This is a genomic window from Kribbella sp. NPDC003557, assembly GCF_040610805.1.
Lineage (GTDB): Bacteria > Actinomycetota > Actinomycetes > Propionibacteriales > Kribbellaceae > Kribbella.
The window spans coordinates 38360-55787 of sequence record NZ_JBEXMY010000012.1; the positions used below are offsets into that span (position 1 = coordinate 38360).

20 protein-coding genes are annotated in these 17428 nt (G+C 70.5%); 11 read left to right on the forward strand and 9 right to left on the reverse strand.

Annotation, left to right across the window (positions count from 1 at the left end; all coding sequences use genetic code 11):
• Window positions 1-5: 5 nt before the first annotated feature.
• The gene (locus ABZW60_RS37415) at window positions 6-920 is read left to right on the forward strand and encodes a DMT family transporter (RefSeq protein ID WP_355485151.1); all 915 of its coding nucleotides are present in this window, start codon (window positions 6-8) and stop codon (window positions 918-920) included.
• Here the strand turns inward: ABZW60_RS37415 and ABZW60_RS37420 are convergent.
• Window positions 857-1534: a TetR/AcrR family transcriptional regulator C-terminal domain-containing protein gene (locus ABZW60_RS37420; protein WP_355485153.1), complete on the reverse strand. Its 678-nt coding sequence runs from the start codon at window positions 1532-1534 to the stop codon at window positions 857-859. The genes ABZW60_RS37415 and ABZW60_RS37420 overlap by 64 nt on opposite strands.
• A gap of 47 nt (window positions 1535-1581) precedes the next feature.
• Here ABZW60_RS37420 and ABZW60_RS37425 point away from each other — a divergent pair, with 47 nt between their 5' ends.
• Window positions 1582-2493 (forward strand): SDR family oxidoreductase, encoded by a 912-nt coding sequence (locus ABZW60_RS37425; RefSeq protein ID WP_355485155.1) that lies wholly within the window; start codon window positions 1582-1584, stop codon window positions 2491-2493.
• Between the two features lie 83 nt (window positions 2494-2576).
• Here ABZW60_RS37425 and ABZW60_RS37430 read toward each other — a convergent pair whose 3' ends face one another.
• Together ABZW60_RS37430 and ABZW60_RS37435 are read right to left on the reverse strand one after the other, a co-directional pair.
• The gene (locus ABZW60_RS37430; RefSeq protein ID WP_355485157.1) at window positions 2577-3392 is read right to left on the reverse strand and encodes an MBL fold metallo-hydrolase; all 816 of its coding nucleotides are present in this window, start codon (window positions 3390-3392) and stop codon (window positions 2577-2579) included.
• A gap of 15 nt (window positions 3393-3407) precedes the next feature.
• A complete protein-coding gene (locus ABZW60_RS37435; RefSeq protein WP_355485159.1) occupies window positions 3408-4004 on the reverse strand; it encodes a LysE/ArgO family amino acid transporter in 597 nt (198 codons plus the stop codon).
• Between the two features lie 73 nt (window positions 4005-4077).
• On the opposite strand from ABZW60_RS37435, the gene ABZW60_RS37440 reads away from it, so the two are divergent.
• Window positions 4078-4965: a LysR family transcriptional regulator ArgP gene (locus ABZW60_RS37440; RefSeq protein ID WP_355485161.1), complete on the forward strand. Its 888-nt coding sequence runs from the start codon at window positions 4078-4080 to the stop codon at window positions 4963-4965.
• Window positions 4966-4968: 3 nt separating this feature from the next.
• On the opposite strand, the gene ABZW60_RS37445 is transcribed toward ABZW60_RS37440, so the two are convergent.
• Window positions 4969-5808 (reverse strand): hypothetical protein, encoded by an 840-nt coding sequence (locus ABZW60_RS37445; RefSeq protein WP_355485163.1) that lies wholly within the window; start codon window positions 5806-5808, stop codon window positions 4969-4971.
• A complete protein-coding gene (locus ABZW60_RS37450) occupies window positions 5805-6311 on the reverse strand; it encodes a GNAT family N-acetyltransferase (protein ID WP_355485165.1) in 507 nt (168 codons plus the stop codon). The genes ABZW60_RS37445 and ABZW60_RS37450 overlap by 4 nt, the downstream gene beginning before the upstream one ends.
• A 64-nt stretch (window positions 6312-6375) precedes the next feature.
• Here ABZW60_RS37450 and ABZW60_RS37455 point away from each other — a divergent pair, with 64 nt between their 5' ends.
• Window positions 6376-7479 (forward strand): ionic transporter y4hA, encoded by a 1104-nt coding sequence (locus ABZW60_RS37455; protein WP_355485167.1) that lies wholly within the window; start codon window positions 6376-6378, stop codon window positions 7477-7479.
• On the opposite strand, the gene ABZW60_RS37460 is transcribed toward ABZW60_RS37455, so the two are convergent.
• The 3 genes from ABZW60_RS37460 to ABZW60_RS37470 all read right to left on the reverse strand — a co-directional run bounded on the left by ABZW60_RS37460 (window position 7445) and on the right by ABZW60_RS37470 (window position 10424).
• Window positions 7445-8887, reverse strand: a complete 1443-nt coding sequence (locus ABZW60_RS37460) for an ankyrin repeat domain-containing protein (protein ID WP_355485168.1) — start codon at window positions 8885-8887, stop codon at window positions 7445-7447. The genes ABZW60_RS37455 and ABZW60_RS37460 overlap by 35 nt on opposite strands.
• A gap of 143 nt (window positions 8888-9030) precedes the next feature.
• Entirely contained in the window at window positions 9031-9390 is a 360-nt protein-coding gene (locus tag ABZW60_RS37465; protein ID WP_355485170.1) for a nuclear transport factor 2 family protein, read from the reverse strand.
• Complete coding sequence (locus ABZW60_RS37470) at window positions 9387-10424, reverse strand: amidohydrolase family protein (protein WP_355485172.1); 1038 nt, start codon at window positions 10422-10424, stop codon at window positions 9387-9389. Before ABZW60_RS37470 ends, ABZW60_RS37465 begins: the two co-directional genes overlap by 4 nt.
• 128 nt (window positions 10425-10552) lie before the next feature.
• Between ABZW60_RS37470 and ABZW60_RS37475 the strand changes: the two genes are divergently transcribed.
• Genes ABZW60_RS37475 through ABZW60_RS37485 form a run of 3 tightly spaced genes read left to right on the forward strand, consistent with a single transcriptional unit; the run spans window position 10553 to window position 12033 of the window.
• Window positions 10553-10990 carry a hypothetical protein gene (locus tag ABZW60_RS37475; protein WP_355485173.1) on the forward strand — a complete coding sequence of 146 codons (438 nt, stop codon included), beginning with the start codon at window positions 10553-10555 and terminating at the stop codon, window positions 10988-10990.
• On the forward strand, window positions 10983-11405 hold the full coding sequence (locus ABZW60_RS37480; RefSeq protein WP_355485175.1) for a DCC1-like thiol-disulfide oxidoreductase family protein: 423 nt from the start codon (window positions 10983-10985) through the stop codon (window positions 11403-11405). The genes ABZW60_RS37475 and ABZW60_RS37480 overlap by 8 nt, the downstream gene beginning before the upstream one ends.
• Entirely contained in the window at window positions 11365-12033 is a 669-nt protein-coding gene (locus tag ABZW60_RS37485; RefSeq protein ID WP_355485177.1) for a TetR family transcriptional regulator, read from the forward strand. Before ABZW60_RS37480 ends, ABZW60_RS37485 begins: the two co-directional genes overlap by 41 nt.
• Here the strand turns inward: ABZW60_RS37485 and ABZW60_RS37490 are convergent, their stop codons facing one another.
• Entirely contained in the window at window positions 12034-12543 is a 510-nt protein-coding gene (locus ABZW60_RS37490; RefSeq protein WP_355485178.1) for a DinB family protein, read from the reverse strand. It lies immediately after the preceding gene.
• A 192-nt stretch (window positions 12544-12735) separates the two neighbouring features.
• Between ABZW60_RS37490 and ABZW60_RS37495 the strand changes: the two genes are divergently transcribed.
• The 4 genes from ABZW60_RS37495 (at window position 12736) to ABZW60_RS37510 (ending at window position 17120) form a co-directional block, all read left to right on the forward strand.
• Window positions 12736-14355 carry a DEAD/DEAH box helicase gene (locus tag ABZW60_RS37495; protein WP_355485180.1) on the forward strand — a complete coding sequence of 540 codons (1620 nt, stop codon included), beginning with the start codon at window positions 12736-12738 and terminating at the stop codon, window positions 14353-14355.
• A 63-nt stretch (window positions 14356-14418) separates the two neighbouring features.
• Window positions 14419-15327 (forward strand): hypothetical protein, encoded by a 909-nt coding sequence (locus tag ABZW60_RS37500; RefSeq protein ID WP_355485182.1) that lies wholly within the window; start codon window positions 14419-14421, stop codon window positions 15325-15327.
• A 15-nt stretch (window positions 15328-15342) separates the two neighbouring features.
• The gene (locus tag ABZW60_RS37505; RefSeq protein WP_355485184.1) at window positions 15343-15708 is read left to right on the forward strand and encodes a DUF1304 domain-containing protein; all 366 of its coding nucleotides are present in this window, start codon (window positions 15343-15345) and stop codon (window positions 15706-15708) included.
• 38 nt (window positions 15709-15746) lie between these two features.
• Complete coding sequence (locus ABZW60_RS37510) at window positions 15747-17120, forward strand: MFS transporter (RefSeq protein WP_355485186.1); 1374 nt, start codon at window positions 15747-15749, stop codon at window positions 17118-17120.
• Window positions 17121-17428 lie beyond the last annotated feature (308 nt).

A 17428-nucleotide genomic window follows, 5' to 3' on the forward strand; every position in this document is an offset into this window, starting at 1 on the left:
CACGTATGAGGAAACAGGGTGCGCTCGCCGCCGGCGCGGCCGCGGTGACGGTGGTGCTGTGGGCGTCGGCGTTCGTCGCGATCCGGCATGTCGGCCAGGAGATCTCGGCGGGCGCCCTGTCGCTCGGCCGGCTGCTGATCGGCAGCGTGCTGCTCGGGATCTTCGTCTTCAGCAGGCCGCGCCGGTGGCCGGCTCGGGCGGACTGGAAGTACCTGCTGGTGTGCGGGCTGCTCTGGTTCGGGGTCTACAACGTCGCGCTGAACGCGGCCGAGCGGCACCTCGACGCCGGGACCACGTCCATGCTGGTGAACACCGGGCCGCTGCTGATCGCCCTGCTGGCCGGGATGGTGCTGGGTGAGGGATTCCCGCGGCAGCTGGTGATCGGCAGTCTGGTCGCGTTCGGCGGAGTGGTGGTGATCGGCCTGTCTTCTTCGTACGGCAGCGCCGATGCCTGGGGTGTGATGCTCTGTGTGGTGGCCGCGGCTGCTTACGCGATCGGTGTCGTGGCCCAGAAGCCGTTGCTCGGCCGCCTGCCCGCCCTCGAGGTGACCTGGTTGTCCTGCGTGATCGGCGCCGTCGCGTGCTTGCCGTTCGGGCCGACCCTGGTGCGTGAGGTGGCCGATGCACGCCCGTCCACGGTCTGGTGGGTGGTGTTCCTGGGGGCGTTCCCGACCGCCATCGCCTTCACCACCTGGGCTTACGCGCTGGCTCGGACGACCGCGGGACGGATGGGCGCCACGACCTACCTGGTGCCGCCGATCACGATCTTCCTCGGCTGGCTGCTTCTCGGTGAGAGCCCGGTGCTGCCGGCGTACGCCGGAGGCCTCCTGTGCCTCGGCGGGGTCGCGATCTCGCGCTACCGGCGGATACCGGCGACCAAGGTGGACAGTCCCGATTCGAAGCCGCTGTCGAAGTCGTAGGCGAGACCGTCCGCGCCGAGCTCGGTGACGATCCGGGTCAGGGTCGGGGCCTTGTCCGCGGGCAGCCCGCGGACGCGGGTGAGCAGGTCGGGGGCGAGCTCGAACGTCTCCGCACGGACGGACGCCTCGCCGAGGCTGAAGCCGTGGATGAAGTCGATCAGGGTGTTGGCGGCCTCGAAGATCTCGCGGGGTGCGAGACCGGCGCGGTCGAGGGCCCGGTAGAACGGCTCCATCGTGACCACGACGACATCCGACACCGCGGACGTGTCCGACAGCACCTGGAGCGCGAGGTTCGGGTGCCGGCGCAGACCGTCGCGGTAGGCGCGGGCGGCCACCTTGAGTTGCTCGTCCCACGGCACGGTTTCGCCCGGGTCCGGGAGCTCGAGGCCGGCGAACACCAGCTCCGCGAGGCCGGCCAGGACGGCGGCCTTGTTCGGCAGGTGGTGGTAGAGCGACATCGGGTTGACCTTCAGCGTGGCCGCGAGCCGGCGCATGGTCAGCGCGTCGATGCCGTCGTCGTCGACGATCCGCAGCGCGGCGGTCAGGATCGCCTCCCGGCTCAGCCGCTCCTCGCCGGCGCGGGGCCGACCGGAGCGCTTGCCGTCGTCAACCATACGCCGTATGGTACATAATCGTACAACGTATGGATAAGGAGGGCGGCATGCAGCCGTTGGCGGGGAAGGTGGCGCTGGTCACCGGGGCGACCCGGGCGGCCGGGCGGGGGATCGCGGTCGAGCTCGGCGCGGCCGGCGCGACCGTGTACGTGACCGGGCGGAGCACGCGGGAGCGACGGTCCGAGATGGATCGCCCCGAGACCATCGAGGACACCGCCGAGCTGGTCGACCGGGCCGGCGGCCGCGGCATCGCCGTACCGGTCGATCATCTGGATCCGGTGCAGGTCCGGGCGCTGGTCGAGCGGATCGAGCGGGAGCAGGGCGCGCTGCACATCCTGGTGAACGACATCTGGGGTCAGCACGGCGAGCCCGAGTGGGACAAGACCGTGTGGGAGAGCGACCTCGAGGGCGGTCTCCGGCTCCTGCAACTGGGCGTGAACACGCACGTGATCACCAGCCATTACGCGCTGCCGTTGCTGATCAGGTCACCCGGTGGGCTGGTGATCGAGATGACCGACGGCACCGACGAGTTCAACGCGGACAACTACCGGGTCTCGTTCTTCTACGACGTCGCGAAGGGCGCGGTCAGCCGGATCGCGTTCGCGTTGGCGCACGAGCTGGACAAGTACGACGCGACCGCTGTGCTGCTGACACCTGGCTGGCTGCGGTCGGAGGCGATGCTCGAAGGCTTCGGCGTCCGCGAGGAGAACTGGCGCGACGCGACCGAGCGGATCCCGCACTTCGCGATCTCCGAGAGCCCGGCGTACGTCGGCCGCGCGGTGGCGGCGCTGGCCGCGGACCCCGACGTCCGGCGCTGGAACGGCAAGTCCACGTCGAGCGGCGAGCTCGCCCGGCTCTACGGCTTCACCGACCTGGATGGCAGCCAGCCGGACGCCTGGCGCTACATCGTCGAGGTGCAGCACCCCGGCAAACCCGCCGACACAACCGGCTACCGCTAGCCCCGAGACGTGAAGGTTGCCCGCTTGGTTGGAGGGTTGCCTACTGGAAATTCGAGGGGGCAACCGTCCAGTTCAGTGGGCAACTAGATCCGGTATGGCGTGCAGGCGCCGTGGTCTGCGTCGGCCGTAGGGATCTGCACCGCCCTCACCGAGGACTCGTCGACCGACAGCGGTGCGTGCGGGTGGGCGGCTGCGATCGGGACGCCGGTCGCGGCCGCCAGCGCGAGGATCTCGCGGCGCGAGGTGACGGCGACGGCCGGGTCACGCTCGTACACGTACGGCAGCTCCGGCCACCGCGCCTGTGCCGGATGGACCAGCACGTCACCGCCGAGGATCGCCCGCTCCGTCACCACCGACTGATGCCCAGGCGTGTGCCCCGGCGTTGGCACCAACCGCATCCCCCGCAGCGCGACCTCACCGTCCACCACGCGTAGCTGCCCCGCCTCCTCGATCGGCCTGATCCGGTTCGAGTACGTCGACCCGCCGCGGACGTGCTCGAGCTCGGCCCGCTGGACGACATACTCCGCCCGGGGAAACCCGGCTCGTACCCCGTCGGACACCCAGCCCACGTGATCCAGATGCACATGCGTCAACACGACCGCATCCACATCCGCCGCTTCGACTCCCACCTGCGCCAGCAACCCGGGCAGCCGGCCCGCGACGCCCAACCACTCAGCCGCTTCCCCTCCCGCCGGCCCGACCCCCGCGTCAACCAGCACCACTCCGGCCTCCCCGACGACGAGATAGCTGTGGAAATGCAGGAGCCACCCACCGTCACGAACGTTCCCCGGCATCACCAGCCCCGTCCAAGCCGCTGCCTCTTCGCCCCATTCCGGCAACGCCGTCGAAACGTCTTCGGGAAAAACCGCCACCGCGTCACACAGCACAGTCACGTCCACCGCCCCATTGTGTGATCAGGACAGGAGCATCCAGGTGGCGAGCGTGGTCATCAGGAGAGCGATGGCGGAGTCGAGGACCTGCCACGCGCGGGGCCGGGCGAACAGGGCGGAGAGTTTGCGGGAGAAGAAGCCCAGCGAGAAGAACCAGGTGAAGCTCGCGGTGACGGCGCCGAGGCCGTACAGCCAGCGGCCGTCGGTGCCTCGCTGGTTGGCCAGGGAGCCGAGCAGGACGACCGTGTCCAGGTAGACGTGCGGATTCAGATAGGTGAAGCCCAGGCAGGCGAGTACGACGCTGCGCAGGGCAGCCGGAGCGTGGCCGGCGGGCGTGATCGAGCCGGGGTTGACGGCGCGTTTCGCGGCCAGGAACGCGTACGCGTAAAGGAAGGCGGCGCCGCCGAACTTGGCGATGTCGAGCGCCAGCTGGTTGCGGGTCAGGACCGCGCCGAGGCCGAGGATGCCGCTGGAGATCAGCAAGGCGTCCGAGAGCGCACAGGTCAGGACCACCGGCAGGACGTGCTCGCGGCGAAGGCCTTGGCGCAGGACGAAGGCGTTCTGGGCGCCGATCGCGACGATCAGTGACAGTGCCGTGGCGAAACCGGCGAGGAGGGGCATGTCTTTGACGGTAAGCAGCCGAGGTCCTTCAAACCAGCTAAAGATTCTGAAGGAGCATTAGGATTGCTTCATCATGCCGTTCGACTCCGCACAGCTCGAGACGTTCGTGGCCGTCGTCGACGAGGGCAGCTTCGACGCGGCCGCGCGGCGGTTGCGCGTCACGCCGTCCGCGGTCAGCCAACGGATCAAGGCGTTGGAGAGCCGGCTCGGTCAGGTCGTGGTGATGCGCGGCCGGCCCGCCCGGGCGACCGCGGCGGGCGCCGCGCTGCTGCGGCTCGCTCGTCAGGTCTCGCTGCTCGAACTGGAGGCGATCGCCGCCGTCCGCGGCACGATCGACGCGCAGCGGATCCCGATCGCGGTGAACGCGGACTCGCTGAACAACTGGTTCCTGCCCGCGATGCTCGACCTGTCCCGCACGCACAACGCCCGCTTCCTGGTCCACCAGGAGGACGAGGAACACTCGGCGGAGTACCTCCGCAACGGGACGGTGCTGGCCGCGGTGACCGCTGATCCGCGCCCGGTGCAGGGCTGCCGCGTCGTCCGGCTGGGGAAGATGCGCTACCTGCCGCTCGCCACCCCGGAGTACGCCGAGCGCTGGCTGCACGGCAAACCGCTGCCGGAGGCCCTGGCCGAGGCGCCGATGGTGGTGTTCAACGAGAAGGACGTCCTGCAGCACCGGCTGGTCCGCAAGGTGACCCGGCGGAAACTGGATCCGCCGTCGCACGCGATCCCGGCGTCCGCGCCGTTCCACGAGGCCGTCCGGATCGGGCTCGGCTGGGGAATGATCGAGGACCAGGTGGCCGGCCCCGAGATGGCGGCCGGCCGACTGGTGGAAGTGGCCCCGGGCAAATACATCGACGTCCCGCTGTACTGGCAGCACTGGAAACTCGAGTCGGGCATCCTCGACGCGCTCACCGCCGCGGTTCTCCGCGCGGCCGATGCGGGTCTTCGGACGTCCTAGAGGTCACTCCCAGCGCATGGCCATCGGGTTGTCGGCCGGGATGAGGCCGTCGGACATCAGTGCGGCACTCAGCGGCCGGACGAGGTCGTGCAACTCGGTGGTCAGTTCGTCGCCCAGTGCTCGCCATCCCTGGTCGGCCAACGAGTCCGTGGTGTCCTCCACCTGCTGCCGCAGCGCGCGTCCGTCGGCCGTGAGAGCGCCTTCGGCATCAAGGAGTCCGCGGCTTCGGAGGTCGTCCGAAGCGGTCGCCCACTCGTCGTCGCTCCAGCGACGGTTGAGCTGGAACACCTCCTTGGACGGTCCGCCCGCCGCCGAGATCGTCACCAGCGCCTGACCCGGGGTGAGGCCGGCGGCGACGAGTGCCGCGACATGCCCGTCACCCCGTGACTCCCGCAGGATCGTGGTCGCCTGCCACAGCACGAGTTGCGGGTCGTCCGGCCAGTCCAGCGCAGCGTTCGCGGCCGCGATCGGCCGCCCGGCGATCGGAGCGAGTTCGGCCGCGCGGCGCCCGAGCTCGGCCGCCCGGTCGAACGACCCGCCCGGGAACAACCGCCGTACGGCGTGGTCCACCGCCGTCAGCCGGGCGTCGAGGAGCTGGGCCGGACTGGCGTAGCTCCAGGCGTCCGGCAGTGACCGCGCGACCATCGCCGGGTGGAAGTTGTAGAACACCGCGGCCACGAACTCCGGGCCGACCGCGCCGAGGGGCGCGGCGCGGCAGCCGAAGTAGCTCATCCACCCGCCCTTCAGCCCGAGCGCGTCGGTCGCCCGTCGCGTCTCGGGCGCGAAGTACGTGATCGCGTGGTACGGCTCCAGCGCCTTCCACATCCGGCGGGCGCGGCTCATGGCAGCGGGCGGTACATGACGTGCAGGCCGACGTACCCGAGCTTGGGGTGGTCGAAGGCTTCCGGGACGGTGCCGGCGATCCGGAACCCGAGCGACTGCCACAGGTGCACGGCGGGTTCGTTCGTCTCGACGACCGCGTTGAACTGGATCGAGCGGAACCCGGTCCGGCCGGCCCAGGCGATCATGTCCTCGCAGAGCAGCCGGCCGACGCCCTTCCCGCGGGCCTTGCCGTCGACCATGAAGCTCGCGCTGGCGACGTGGGCGCCGGGACCCGGGCGGTTCGGGTACATGTTCGCGCTGCCGAGAACGGTGCCGTCGGCATCGACCGCGACCGTGGTCCGGGCCAGCGGCGAGCTGGACGGCGACATCCAGAGTGCGCGGGCCTGCTCCTCGGTGAGGTCCGGATCATAGGTGTAGGTCTCGCGCGCGGTGACGATCTCCCGGAAGAACGGCCAGATGGCCTGCCAGTCGTCCGCGGTCGCTTCCCTGATTTCAACAGTCATATTGGGAGAAGCATCACCCGTGATCCGCCGGATGCCAAGGGGATTGCCGATAGGCTGTCTGAGGATGACAAACTCCGTGATCCAAGGGCTGCCGCGCTGGACGCTGGCCGTGCCGCCGCTCGCCTTCCTCGTCCTGGTCGGGACCTGGCACCGCGACCTCGGGGCGCTCCTGCTGATCCTGGTCTGTCTCGGTCTCGGCGCCGCGGTGATCGCCGCCGTGCACCATGCCGAGGTCGTCGCGCACCGCGTCGGTGAGCCCTTCGGCACGCTGATCCTCGCGCTCGCGGTGACTGTCATCGAGGTCGCGCTGATCGTCACGCTGATGGCGTCCGGCGGCGAGAAGGCCGCGTCACTGGCCCGTGACACGGTGTTCGCCGCGGTCATGATCACCTGCAACGGGATCCTCGGGCTGGCGCTGGTCGTCGGCTCGCTGCGGCACCGCGTGCAGGAGTTCCGGGTCCAGGCGTCGTACTCCGCGCTGTCGGTGACGACCGCGTTGGTGACGCTGAGCCTGGTGCTGCCGACGTTCACGACGAGCGCGGAGGGGCCGCGGTTCAGCTCGGCGCAGCTCGCGTTCGCGGGCGTGACGTCGCTGGTGCTGTACGGCGTGTTCGTGTTCATCCAGACCATCCGGCACCGCGACTACTTCCTCCCGGTGGCGGCGGACGGCGCCGTCGACGAGGACGAGGACCATCACGCGGCCGCGCCGAGCGGGAGGACCGCGCTGCTGAGCCTCGGCTTGCTGTTCGTCTGCCTGATCTCGGTGGTCGGACTGGCCAAGACCGTGTCGCCGAGGCTGGAGTCGGCGGTGGAGTCGGCCGGCGCCCCACTGGCCGTCGTCGGTGTCGTGATCGCGCTGCTCGTCCTGCTGCCGGAGACGGTTGCGGCCGTGCGGGCCGCACTGCGCAACCGTCTCCAGACCAGCGTCAACCTGGCGCTCGGGTCAGCGCTCGCCAGCATCGGCCTGACCATCCCGGCCATCGCCGTCGCCTCGATCTGGCTGAGCGGTCCGCTCGTCCTCGGGCTCGGCGGCAAGGAGATGGTGCTGTTCGCCCTGACCGTCGTGACCGGGCTGTTCACCCTCTCGACAGGCCGGGCGACGCTGTTGCAGGGAGCCGTTCACCTCGCGGTGTTCAGCGCCTTCCTGTTCCTCGCGGTAAGCCCTTGAGGTAGTCGATCACCGCTTGCTGGTGACTGTGCTCGGCCCAGCTCAACGCGTCCCCGTTGTAGTTCGGATCGCGCACCGTCGGGTCGGCGCCCAGTTCGACGAGTGTGCGGACCGTCTCCAGGTGACCGTTGAGCGCGGCCCGGTGGATCGGCGCCGCACCGCCGGAGACCCGGCTCAGGTCGAACCCGAGCCGCTGCAACGGTTCCATCGCCACGGCACGACCGACCTCGGCGGCGCGGACGGGCAGTTGCGGCGTCCGGGCCACCGCCCTGGCCGCGAGGTCCGCGTCGATGTCGGGCGTCTCGCCACGCATCGCGGCGGCGTACACCTCGTGGATCTCGTCCAGCGGCGCCGCGCCCCGCGCCCGGAGCAGGTCGGCGATCTCGGTGTGCCCCTGGACGGCGGCCAGTTCGTACGGGCGATGTCCGCCGAAGACCGGGTGCCGGGTGCCGACCCCCTCCGGATCGGTGCCCTGGGCAAGTACCAGCTCGGCCCGGTGGGTCAGGCCGGACCATGACGCGAAGACCAGTTCGTCCTCGAGCAGTTGCCGCGGTGTCGGGTGTGCCGAGGTCAGCCTGGCGTGCCACGGGCCGCCGTCGCCGCGCCCCAGCCCGTACTCCAGCAGGAGCTCCAGGTGCACGTCGTCGTACGGCGGGGGACATCCGGGGCCGCAGTTGTACATCGTCTGGCTGTCGTTCGGGTCGGCGCCGGCGTCGAGCAGGAGCCGAGCCAGTTCGACGCGTTGCCGGTGCGGCGGCTGGTCGCCCTCGCCGCGGCCGAACACGCCCGTGATCGCGGTGAACGGCGACGGCAGGCCTTGCCACAGGTAGCCGGCGTTCGGGTCGGCGCCGTTCTCCAGCAGGACTCGCGCGATCTCGACCTGGTTGGGCGCGTCGAGGCGGCTGTAGGTGAGGTAGAGGAGCGGCTCCCAGCGGTACGGTCCGCCTTCGGTCCGCGCATCGGCGAGGTTGGCCCGTACGCCGTTCAGGTCACCGGCCACCACCTGTGTGTAAATGTTGCTCCGGGCAATCTCCGGGAAGCGTTCCAGGAGATCGCGCGCGGACCGTTGCCGGGCCGGATCGTCCTGTCCGTAGTGCAGTGTCGCGAGACGGAGGAACTCGTCGGCGCGCTGGGCGGGCGTGTCCAGTGGGCCGCCGACCGACTGCCGGTGCGGCGAGCGGCTGTAGCGGTCGACGAGTTCGAGGTGCCGCACGATCCGCGGCCAGCTGGGGAACCCGTAGCTGCGGGCGAGCACCAGTTGGGCGTCCGCCAGCGTCTGCACGGGATGGAACTCGGCTGCCAGTGCGACGGCGGCGCTGTCGCCGGCGCGGACCTGTTTGAGCAGGGTCTTGGCCTGACCGCGCAGGTGGTCGAGGTGCGGGTCGTTCGGAAGATTCCGGGTCGGCATCGCCGACCTCCTCTCTACGAGCCTGCTGTCCGCGTCGTCAGGCGAGAAAGGAGGTCAAGCGGTACTACGCCTTGGCTCTCAGGTGGGCTGAGCCCTTCCCGCGGACCGGTGGCACCCTGAAAGCGCCTACCGGGCAGCGTAGCTCAGCGCGGCTTCTCCATCCACCACTCGGTGAACTCGTAGGCGCGGTCCTTCTCCAGCCGGATCACCCAGAGATTGCTGAACTCGCCCGGCGGGTTCGTCAGGTACGTCGTCCAGCCGCGGACGAACCCGACGCCGTCCCCGAAGCCGAGCACCTCGTACTCGAACCTCGTCTCGCCCGGCGCGTCGGAGACGTCCAGCCAGGCCGCGACGATCGCCTCCCGGCCGGTCACCGGGGCCTCGTCCGGCCGCCGGTACCAGGCGGCGTCCTCGGTCCAGAGCGCGGCGATGTCCTTGGGGTCGTTGCTCTCCCACGCCTTCCGGTACTTCTCGACCCAGCGGTCGAGGTCCTTCTCCTTCATGCGATCCGCCGGTTGTTGAGGACGACGGCCGCCGGTCGCGCGAGTACGCCGGGATGCTCGCGCGGGTCCGCGTCGTACGTGACGAGGTTGCCGGCGCCGGTCAGGCCGAGGAAGTCCTGCGCGCCGGTCGAGGCCGCGGTGAGCGCCTGCTCCACGGTCAGCCCGTGCCGCACGAGCAGGTCGATCTCGCCGGCGACGGTGCCGACCACGTCCGATCCGGTCAGCACCCGCACGCCGTACCGTTCGGCCAGCGGGAGGATCGACGCGAGGTACGCCGACCGCTCCTCGCGCCGGGCCCGCCGCTCCGGGGTCTCGTCCGGGCCCGGGCCGACCGAGGCGCAGAGCGTCGGCGTCCACGCGCCGCCGCGGGCGCCGAGCGCCTGTAGATCCTGCTCGGTGAGCGCCGTGCCGTGCTCGACCGAGTCGATGCCGGCCCGGATCAGCTCGCTGACGTGATCGGTGTTCACGTGGGCCGCGACCCGGGCGTTCCGCGCGTGCGCCAGCTCGACCATCGCGGCGACCAGTTCCACGTCGTACGACGGGCTCACCTTGCTGCCCCGGATCGGGCCGTCCGGGCCGACCTCGGGGAAGTCGCCGACCAGCTTCAGCCAGGTCGCGCCGTCGGCGATCTCGGCCTCGACCGCGGCGAGCAGGTCCTCCGGGGCGACCGGCTCGTACGCCTGCGGGAAGTAGCGGCCGTCCGGGGCGAGGAACCGGCCGGCGGCGAGGACGAGCGGGCGGCCGTCGTCGGCGGTTCGGGCGAGCGCGAGCGTGACGTCCCGGTTGCCGCCGACGTCGCGGAGCGCGCTGACCCCGGCGCCGGCGAGTTCGCCGAGCCGCTCATCGGCGAAGTCGGCGCCGCGCAGGACCGGCCCGTTCGCGCCGGGAGCCATCGTCAGGTGACAGTGCGAGTCGACCAGGCCCGGTACGGCGTACCGACCGGGCAGCTGCTCGCCGGACGCGGCCGGCCCGAACGTCAGCCGGGCGGTGTCGCCGGAGGGAAGGACGGTTCCTTCGAAGACCCAGGTCGTCATGCGGGCCATTCTCGCCCCGGGGGAGACCCAGATCACGCGGCGCTCGACTTGAACATGTTCAAAACAGCGGCGTACGGTCAGGGCATCGAGGATTTGAACGTGTTCAAGAAGTGGGGAGAACGATGGACATGACGGTCACGACCTACCTGGCCTACCTGCTGATCGCCGTACCGCTGACGATCTGGGTGGCGCGCACGCTGAGCCGGAACGGGCGGATCTTCCTGGTCGACGTGTTCCACGGCAACGCGGAGTTCGCCGACGCGGTGAACCGGCTGCTGGTGGTCGGGTTCTACCTGATCAACCTCGGCTTCGTGACGCTGTTCCTGCGCAGCCGCAACCCGGTGCTGGACGCGAGCGGGGTGTTCGAGCAGCTGAGCGTGAAGCTCGGGATCGTGATGCTGGTGCTCGGAGTGGTGCACCTGACCAACGTGTGGATCTTCAACAAGATCCGCACCCGGAGCCGGCTCGACAGCATGACCCGCCCGCCGGTGCCGCCGAACGACAACCTCCAGGGCCCTGGATTCGTGGGCGGCGGCCCGCAGATGTGGCCGATCGAGAATGCGTGAGCTGACCGTGCTGTACGACGCCCGCTGCGGACTGTGCCGCCGGTTCAAGGACTGGCTGGCGGCGCAGCGGCCGGCACCGGACGGGTACGGCGGGGTCGTGCGCCTGCGGTTCGTCGCGGCGGGGTCGGCGGACGCGCGGGCGCGCTACCCGGCGCTCGACCACGCGGCGACCTTGCGGGACGTGACCGTGGTCGGCGACGACGGGTCGGTGTACGTCGGCGATCGCGCCTGGATCGTGTGCCTGTGGGCCACGGGGGAGCACAGGCACACCGCCGTCCGGCTGGCGAGTCCGGCGATGCGGCCGGTCGCGCGGGCGATCGTGCAGGCGGCGGCTGGACTGCGGCGGGTGAGCGGAGGTGATTACGCTGACGGGTGTGACGGACAGTGCGACCGCGAAGGGCGAGCAGACGCGTGAGCTGATCCTGTCGACCGCGTTGCGGTTGTTCCGGGAGCAGGGGTACGGGAAGACCACGATGCGCGCGATCGCCAACGAGGCCGGCGTGTCGGTGGGGAACGCGTACTACTACTACGGCTCCAAGGACCACCTGATGCAGGCGTACTACGACCTGCTGCAGGACCAGCACCGCGAGGCGGTCGAGCCGATCCTCGCCGCGGAGAAGGCGTTCGTGCCGAGGCTGGCCGGCGTCCTGCGGACCTGGCTGGACGTGTCCGCGCCGTACCACGAGTTCGCCGGCACGTTCTTCAAGACGGCGGCCGATCCGCGCAGCCCGCTGTCGCCGTTCAGCGAGGAGTCGCGGCCGGCGCGCGACGCGAGCATCGACGTGTTCCGGCGGGTGATCGAGGGGTCCGACCTGAAGCTCCCGGCCGACCTGAAGTCCGAGCTGCCCGAGCTGCTCTGGCTGCTGCAGATGGGCGTCGTCCTGTTCTGGGTGCACGACCAGACCGACGACGTACGCCGGACGCGCGCCCTCGTCGACCGGGCGGTCCCACTGGTGGACCGCCTGCTGCGGCTGACCCGGATCCCGGGCGTCCGCGGCGTCTCGAACGAGCTGGTCGCGCTGATCCGCTCGATCAAGCCCTAGCTATTCGCCGACGGCCCCGTCGATGCTCTGCCGGAGCAGGTCCGCGTGGCCGTTGTGGCGCGAGTACTCCTCGATCATGTGCAGATAGAGGTAGCGCACCGAGTGCAGCGGCTCGTGGCCCGGACGCAGGAACGTGTCGTCCAGCGAGTAGTTCGCGGCCAGCTCGTCCGAGGTCTTGACGATCTGCCGGAAGTCCTCGAGGTCCGCGGCGACGATCGCCGGATCGACGTGGTCGAAGTCGGCGTCGGGAAACTCGGCACTCCAGTACTTCGGCGGCGAGTCGTGGTTGGCCAGGGTGCGGTGGAACCAGTACTTCTCGACCTCGCTCAGGTGCCGCACGAGGCCGATCAAGGACATGCTGGCCGGCTCCACGGCGCGCTGGACGAGTTGTTCGTCCGTCAGCCCGGAGAGCTTCCACAGCAGTGTGCCGCGGTGGAAGTCGAGGAATCCCTGCAGGAGTGCACGCTCGTCGGCGACCGTGGGTGGGGCCGCCCGGAACTGTTCCGTCACGGACAGAACCTAGCCTGTGTGAGGAGCATCCCGCGAGTGACGGCCTGTCGGTGCCGTAGACTGGTCCCGACGGCCCGCCCAGTTCTGCCTCGGGCCGGTGAGCGCAATTACACTGCGCCAGCAGTCGACCACCACGCGCCGCGGCCCTCGGCCGCGCCGGGCAGGACGACCCCCGATCTTTGGAGTACTTCTATGGCGGCCCGCCGCCCCACGTCTACAACCACGCACAACAACCAGTCCCAACAGACCACCGGCGCTACGTCCGCGAAGAACTCGCGCGACGGCCAGTCGCGACCGCGGCGTCGCCGCCGTTCGGGCACCGGACGCAGCGAGACCGCCGGTGCGACCGAGCAGGTCGTCGAAGTTGCCATTGGCAACGATGAGGAAACGGTTGCCCCCGACAACCGCACGTTCGCGGAGCTCGGCGTTCCCGAGCGGCTCGTGAGCACGCTGGCCGCGGCCGGTGTGACGAAGCCGTTCCCGATCCAGGCGGCCACGCTGCCGGATTCGCTGGCCGGCAAGGACGTTCTCGGTCGCGGCCGGACCGGATCCGGCAAGACGTACGCGTTCGTCCTCCCGGTCCTCGCGAGGCTCGCGGCCAGTGACACGAAGCGCCGGCCGAACCACCCGCGGGCGCTGATCCTGGCCCCGACCCGCGAGCTCGCGACCCAGATCCAGGCATCGATCAGCCCGCTCGCCGACACCCTCGGCCTGCGTTCGATGACGATCTTCGGCGGTGTCGGTCACGGCCCGCAGATCAACGGCCTGCGCAAGGGCGCCGACATCGTCGTCGCCTGCCCGGGCCGGCTCGAGGACCATGTCCAGGCCGGGCACGCGAAACTCGGCGCGGTGGAGATCACCGTGCTCGACGAGGCCGACCACATGGCCGATCTCGGCTTCCTGCCCGCGGTCCGCCGGATCCTCGAGGCCACCCCGTCGTCCGCCCAGCGGCTGCTGTTCTCCGCCACGCTGGACGCCGGTGTCGACGTACTCGTCCGCCGTTTCATGACCGACCCGATCACGCACAGCGTGGACTCGGCCCGGTCGCCGGTCGCGCGGATGACGCACCACGTCCTGCACGTCCGGCCCGACACGCGCCTGCCGGTGCTCGTCGACCTGACCGCCGCGCCGGGACGCACGCTGGTGTTCACCAGGACGAAGTACGGCGCCAAGGCGCTGACGAAGAAGCTGATCGCCCAGGGCGTTCCGGCCGTCGAGCTGCACGGCAACCTGTCCCAGGGCGCTCGTACGCGCAACCTGGAGGCGTTCGCCGACGGTTCGGCGCGGACGCTGGTCGCGACCGACATCGCGGCGCGCGGCATCCACGTCGACGGCGTCACGCTGGTGATCCACGCCGACCCGCCGATCGAGCACAAGGCGTACCTGCACCGCTCGGGCCGGACCGCCCGCGCCGGCGCCGAGGGCACGGTCGTCACGCTGATGACCGACGAGCAGGTCCGCGACGTCCGCGACCTGACCCGCAAGGCCGGTATCGCCCCGAAGGTCACCAAGCTCACCGCCGACGACCCGCTGCTGTCCGAGCTGGCACCCGGCGAACGTACGTACGTCGCACCGGCGCCGAAGCAGGAGCCGGCCACCCGGTCGGCGGGCACGCGGTCAGCGGGCACCCGGTCCGGGGGCTCCCGGTCGTCGGGCCGGCGGCGGTCGGCCAAGCCGGACTCGGCTCAGCGGGCCTCGGCCACGGGCGCGTCGGTCAAGCAGCCTGCGGGTGAGGGGCGGGGTAGTGCCGCCGGACGTCGGCCGGCGCGCCGTGGGCGGCGTCGTCGCCCCGCCGGGCAGCAGGCGGCCTGAGGTCGAGCCATCTGTCGGGTTACGGTTCCCCTGCTGGAGCCGTGACCTGACAGAGAGGCAATGATGCGGATCCGTACGGTCCTGAACGACCTCGTACCGGAAGCGCTCGGCGTGACCGATTCGCACGACCACCTGTTCTTCCGCTCGGCCGTCCTGCCAGGTCAGGACCTGGACGACGAGGCAGCGGCGGTTGCCGAGGTTCGCGCGTTCGCGGACGCGGGCGGCCAGGCGATCGTGCAATGGACGCCGCACGGCCTGAACCGCCGAGCCGGTCTGCTGCCCGGGATCTCCGCCGGCACAGGGGTTTCGATCGTCGCCGCGACCGGCCTGCACCGCCGTGAGCACTACCCGGACGGGTACGTCGACAAGGTCTGGGACCAGCTCGCCGAGATCTTCGTGCGCGAGCTGACCGACGGGATCGGCGACACCGCGGTCCGGGCCGGCCTCATCAAGGTGGCCGGCGGTTTCCACGTGCTCGACGCGCACGCCGAGTTCGTGATGCGCGCCGCGGCGGAGGCGCAGCACGCGACCAACGCGCCGATCGCCGTTCATCACGAGCTGGGCTCGGCCGCGGACGCCGTACTCGATCTGCTCGTCGACACCCTCGGCGTCCATCCGGGTGCGGTGATCCTCGGGCATCTCAACCGGTTTCCGGATCATCGGGTGCATCTCGAGCTCGCGGAGCGCGGCGCCTGGCTGGCGTTCGACGGGCCGTCGCGGGCCAACAACGCGACCGATCCGCGGCTGACCGACTGCCTCGCCGCGTTGATCGACGCCGGGTACGCGGATCGCCTGCTGCTCGGCGGCGACACCACCTCGGCGCGCGCCCGGTCGACCGCCGAGGGGCCGGGCATGCCGTACCTGCTGACGCATCTCCGGCCGCGGATCACCCGGTACTTCGGGGCGGACGTCGCCGACGCCGTGTTCCGGAACAACCCAGCGCGCGCCTTCGCCACGGATTGGCGTGCGTAGCGGTACTTTCCCGCCATGAGCGTCGCTGCGCAGGTCTTCGTGGTCGTGGCCGGTGTGTTCCATGTGGTTGTGTTCGCCCTGGAGAGCGTGCTGTTCCGCAAGCCCAGCACGTACCGGCGGTTCCTGGTGAAGGACACCGAGGTGGAGACGGCCCGGCCGTGGGCGTTCAACCAGGGCTTCTACAACCTGTTCCTGGCGGTCGGTGCGCTCGGCGGCCTGATCTGGGGCGGCGATAAAGGGCACGCCATCGCGCTCTTCGCGTGTGCGTGCATGGCCGGCGCCGGCATCGTCCTGGTCGCCTCCGACCGCCGCATGCTCCGCGCCGCCGCCACTCAGGCGGTGCCGCCGATCCTCGCGCTCCTGCTCGCCGCGATTCTCTAGTTGACTTAAAGTGCACTTGAGCAGCGATGGTCATCGACATGACCATCACTGCCGAGCCGGCCGTTGAAACAGGCGGCGTCCTCTCACCGCGGTACCGCGCCCTGACCGTCGGGATGGTCGCGCTGATCACCCTGGTCGCGTTCGAGTCCCTGGCGGTCGCGACCGCGATGCCGACCGTCGCACAGGCGCTCGACGGCCTCAGCCTGTACGCGCTCGCGTTCGGCGGCCCGCTCGCCTCCGGCGTGGTCGCGATGGTCGTCTCCGGCACCTGGAGCGACCTGAAAGGCCCGACCCGTCCGCTCTGGCACGGTACGGCGTGGTTCCTGGCCGGCCTGCTGATCGCGGGCCTGGCGCCGTCGATGGAGATCCTGGTCGCGGGCCGGATCATCCAGGGCTTCGGCTCCGGGCTGCTCACGGTCGCGCTGTACGTCGTCGTCGGGCAGCTGTACCCGGCCCGGCTCCGCCCGCGGATCTTCGCCGCGTTCGCGACCGGCTGGGTCGTACCGTCGCTCGTCGGACCCGCGATCGCCGGACTGATCGTGGAACACACCAGCTGGCGGCTCGTCTTCCTCGCCGTACCGGCGATCGCGGTGCCGGCCGCGCTGGTGATGCGTCCCGGGCTGGCCCGCGGCAGCGCGTACGACGTACGGCAGGGGAGGCTGTGGGACAAACGGGCGCTGTGGGCGGTGGCGGCCGCGGTGGGTGTGGGTTTGCTGCACTACGGCGGGCAGCAGCGTGGTGTCGTTCAGCTAGCGCTGCTAGCCATCGGGCTGGCGGGTGTGATCGCATTCGGTCCGCGGCTGCTGCCGTCCGGGACGTTCGCCTTCGGGCGCGGGCTGCCGTCGGTGGTCGCACTGCGCGGGCTCGTCGCCGCGGCCGGGTTCGGCGCCGAGGTGTTCCTGCCGTTGATGCTCACCCGCGAACGCGGCCTGTCGCCGTCGCTCGCGGGTCTGGTCCTGACCGTCAGCGCGCTGAGCTGGAGCGCCGCGTCGTGGTACCGCGGCCGGCCGAATCAGCCGTTCTCGCACGCGGTCTTCCTGCAGGCGGGAATGGTCGCGATCCTGCTCGGCATCGTCACGGCCGCGCTGACGCTCAACCCGCACGTGCCGGTGCTGGTCGGCATCCTCGGCTGGAGCCTGACCGGTCTCGGGATGGGGACCGTTTTCCCGACGCTGTCGGTGCTGGTGCTGGAGTACTCCGAACGCGACGAGCAGGGCGCCAACAGCTCGGCCCTGCAGCTCAGCGACTCGTTGTCGACAGCAACGATCCTCGCTGTTGGTGGTTCGCTGTTCGCGGCGTTGGAGCCGCATTCGGCGATGACGGCGTACCTGGTCGCGTTCGGTCTCCCGGCGTTGCTGGCACTGCTCGGCGTCCCCGCGGGACGGCGTACCGCGGTTCCGTCGAGCCAGTAACGCCGGTCATTCGTTCGAGCTGGTGACGGCGATTGTTCAGCTCTTCTGCTTGATGTGGGTGGTTGGCGTGTCTGAGGTGGTGCCGCAGGCGCGTCGGCGCGCATCCGGACAGGAGGTGTCGGCCGGCTGAGCCTGATCTCGCCTCTGTGTACGGCGTCTCGCCGACTGTTCGTCGAGTCGTGGGATTCGGCGGTAGGAAGACGACCCCATTCCACGACTCGCGGTTATAGATAGCGGCCGAGCGCCACGACTCGGTGTGCGGCCGAGTCGGTTGCCAACTGCCGAGGTGGTTCCGCGATCGCACCGGC

What these genes read in the sequence shown, in the direction of transcription:
- ABZW60_RS37495 (WP_355485180.1), top strand. Translation starts at nt 12,736, where the DNA reads ATGGCGGCCCGCCGCCCCACGTCTACAACCACGCACAACAACCAGTCC.
- ABZW60_RS37420 (WP_355485153.1), bottom strand. Translation starts at nt 1,534, where the DNA reads ATGGTTGACGACGGCAAGCGCTCCGGTCGGCCCCGCGCCGGCGAGGAG.
- ABZW60_RS37415 (WP_355485151.1), top strand. Translation starts at nt 6, where the DNA reads ATGAGGAAACAGGGTGCGCTCGCCGCCGGCGCGGCCGCGGTGACGGTG.
- ABZW60_RS37505 (WP_355485184.1), top strand. Translation starts at nt 15,343, where the DNA reads ATGAGCGTCGCTGCGCAGGTCTTCGTGGTCGTGGCCGGTGTGTTCCAT.
- ABZW60_RS37450 (WP_355485165.1), bottom strand. Translation starts at nt 6,311, where the DNA reads ATGACTGTTGAAATCAGGGAAGCGACCGCGGACGACTGGCAGGCCATC.
- ABZW60_RS37425 (WP_355485155.1), top strand. Translation starts at nt 1,582, where the DNA reads ATGCAGCCGTTGGCGGGGAAGGTGGCGCTGGTCACCGGGGCGACCCGG.
- ABZW60_RS37500 (WP_355485182.1), top strand. Translation starts at nt 14,419, where the DNA reads ATGCGGATCCGTACGGTCCTGAACGACCTCGTACCGGAAGCGCTCGGC.
- ABZW60_RS37475 (WP_355485173.1), top strand. Translation starts at nt 10,553, where the DNA reads ATGACGGTCACGACCTACCTGGCCTACCTGCTGATCGCCGTACCGCTG.
- ABZW60_RS37460 (WP_355485168.1), bottom strand. Translation starts at nt 8,887, where the DNA reads ATGCCGACCCGGAATCTTCCGAACGACCCGCACCTCGACCACCTGCGC.
- ABZW60_RS37470 (WP_355485172.1), bottom strand. Translation starts at nt 10,424, where the DNA reads ATGACGACCTGGGTCTTCGAAGGAACCGTCCTTCCCTCCGGCGACACC.
- ABZW60_RS37445 (WP_355485163.1), bottom strand. Translation starts at nt 5,808, where the DNA reads ATGAGCCGCGCCCGCCGGATGTGGAAGGCGCTGGAGCCGTACCACGCG.
- ABZW60_RS37510 (WP_355485186.1), top strand. Translation starts at nt 15,747, where the DNA reads ATGACCATCACTGCCGAGCCGGCCGTTGAAACAGGCGGCGTCCTCTCA.
- ABZW60_RS37455 (WP_355485167.1), top strand. Translation starts at nt 6,376, where the DNA reads ATGACAAACTCCGTGATCCAAGGGCTGCCGCGCTGGACGCTGGCCGTG.
- ABZW60_RS37440 (WP_355485161.1), top strand. Translation starts at nt 4,078, where the DNA reads ATGCCGTTCGACTCCGCACAGCTCGAGACGTTCGTGGCCGTCGTCGAC.
- ABZW60_RS37480 (WP_355485175.1), top strand. Translation starts at nt 10,983, where the DNA reads ATGCGTGAGCTGACCGTGCTGTACGACGCCCGCTGCGGACTGTGCCGC.
- ABZW60_RS37435 (WP_355485159.1), bottom strand. Translation starts at nt 4,004, where the DNA reads ATGCCCCTCCTCGCCGGTTTCGCCACGGCACTGTCACTGATCGTCGCG.
- ABZW60_RS37465 (WP_355485170.1), bottom strand. Translation starts at nt 9,390, where the DNA reads ATGAAGGAGAAGGACCTCGACCGCTGGGTCGAGAAGTACCGGAAGGCG.